This is a genomic window from Candidatus Ichthyocystis sparus (assembly GCF_900078745.1).
GTDB lineage: Bacteria > Pseudomonadota > Gammaproteobacteria > Burkholderiales > 2013Ark19i > Ichthyocystis > Ichthyocystis sparus.
In genome coordinates, this window is the sequence record NZ_FKII01000091.1 from 1 (window position 1) to 2307 (window position 2307).

The window sequence follows — 2307 nt, forward strand, 5'->3', positions numbered from 1 at the left end:
ACTAGCTCATGGGTACTGTATCTGTGTTAGTTGATAAGGTTTTTGCATGTATGTAAATCTATATATTTTTGTTTGGAGTATTTTTGTTAGCGTGGCCAAGTGTACTCTAAAAGGCATGTTAAATTAGTTACTATAAGATCGGCAGCATCCTCGCAGCCAACGCTAGTTCCCTCTTGATTTGCACCAGCAGATCTTTCTAGTTCTTGATCACGCAATAAATCTTCTCGAATTACTAAAAGTTGATTTACTATGCTCAGAACAGTATCAGACTGTGTAGTACCATAAAACATACCTCGACGTAACATTTGATCAGGTTGCATTCCCAACGATTGAGCTAAATCTGGTGCCAACGCGAACCCTTCATCAAAGTCTTCTATACTCTCCTGTATTACTTCCTGCACTGTCGCCGATTTTACCGCTGTTATTTTACTTAGCCATAGTCCTAACTTCAGTTCTAGTTCTCTTACTCTCGTGCTTATCCCCTTTAGTCTCAGCATTAGCTCTATCTCTCTTTTGCCTGGTCTAGCTTTTGCTTCCCTTTTTAATATATTTAGCTCCATTTTCCTTTTCCCTCTATCTATCTTTGCTTTTATCTCTTTCTTTTCCTCCATAAGCTTAACTAGCTCTGTTTCTATACTTTTTCCAGTCGTTGCTATTGTTGCTCTTAATCTATTTAGATCTGACTCTATATTTGTCTTTTTCGCTCTTACTTCGTCTAGCTCTTTCTCATTTGTCTTCATTTTCTCCAGATACATTTCTCTTGCTACTAATAACTCTAGCTCTTCCTCTAGATTTTTCACTTTTATTTCTCTTGCCTTTGCTTCTTTTAGATCTCTTCCTATTTTTGTCTCTTTAGTTCTTATGTAATCCATCGCTATTGAAATCTCTCCTGCCCCAGCTTTATCTAGTTCTTTACATCTCGCTCTCGCTTCAGCTAGCTCTTTTTCCATGTTTTGCAGGTTTTCTGTCCTTGGTTCTGCTACTACTCTCCTTAGCTCTCTCTCCCTTGCTTTCATCTTCTCTGTATCTCTTTTTGTTGCTCTTAATGATCCCATTACCTCTAAGCTTTCCATACCTTCTTTTACTTTATCTTTTACTCTCTCTAGATCCGCCTCTCTGCATACAGCTATAATTATAGCTTTTTCTAGCTCCTTTTCTCGACTCTTAGTTGCTGCCTCTCCCTCATCTCTCAGTTTTTCTGTTTTTGCTTGCTCTTTCATTTCTAGTTTGGCCTTCAATTCTGCCAATTCCCTATCTTTCTCTTCTTCCAATTCCGCTAGCGATTTTTCTTCCGACTCTGTTTCAGTTTTTTCTACTGCTGTTGTAGGTACTGCCGGTGCTTCTATGCTACCCATCAGAGCTTGCATTAATTCTTCGTTAGTTTCTAGAAGAGAACTAGTATCTTCGAAATCAACGTTAGTTCCCCCTTCGATTGCACCAGACCTTTCTTGATTGCGCAATAAATCTTCTCGAATTTCTGAAAGTTGGTTTACTATGCTCAGAACAGTATCAGACTGTGAAGTACCGTAAAACATACCTCGAAGTAGTGCCTGACCAGGTTGCATTCCCAGGCTTAGTGCTAAGTCTGGTGCCAATATGAATCCTCCATCAGAACCTCTGGTACTCTGTTCTGGTGCAACTGGTGCCTGCCAATGCGCATTATCCTCACCTTCCACTACTGACGCAGAAGTAGGTGCTTCTATGCTATCCATCAGCGCTTGTATCGCCGCTGCATTAGACTCAATAAGACTAAGAGTATTAAGGGTGTTGTAGTGAGTGCCAGAACTAGTTCCCTCTCCTGGCCCACAGTTAAACAGTTCCTCCTGTTTTTCTAAAAGTTGGTTTACTAAAGTTGATATAGTAGAAGCCTGTGGGGAGCCATAAAACATACTTCGAAATATCATTTCACCAGGGTTCATCCCCAACGATAGAGCTAAATGTGGCGCTAATATAAACCCTCCTGCCTCAGCAGAGGCTGCACCTTGTTCTAATTCTAATGTATTTGATGGTTGCGCATGCTCATCCACACTACTTTGCCCACAGCCCTCAGGACTACTTGCTTCACTGCCACTTAATTTTCGTTTCATCGGTATATAGTCCTAGTCCTTATTTTCTCTTTTTTCTCTTTTGTTGACTACACGTAGACAAGCCTTCCTACATTTAATATCAAGCTTATTTTCCTAATTTAACATGCCTTTTAGAGTACACTTGGCCACGCTAACAAAAATACTCCAAACAAAAATATATAGATTTACATACATGCAAAAACCTTATCAACTAACACAGATACAGTACCCATGAGCTAGT

The 2307-nt window shown here is 39.8% G+C and carries 1 protein-coding gene; it reads right to left on the reverse strand.

The window, feature by feature from the left end:
- Positions 1-86: 86 nt before the first annotated feature.
- On the reverse strand, positions 87-2087 hold the full coding sequence (locus A6733_RS08095) for a coiled-coil domain-containing protein (protein ID WP_092460825.1): 2001 nt from the start codon (positions 2085-2087) through the stop codon (positions 87-89).
- Positions 2088-2307: the final 220 nt, after the last annotated feature.

Bases quoted from the DNA above. Each gene is read 5' to 3' on its own strand.
- A6733_RS08095 (WP_092460825.1), bottom strand. From the start codon at position 2,087: ATGAAACGAAAATTAAGTGGCAGTGAAGCAAGTAGTCCTGAGGGCTGT.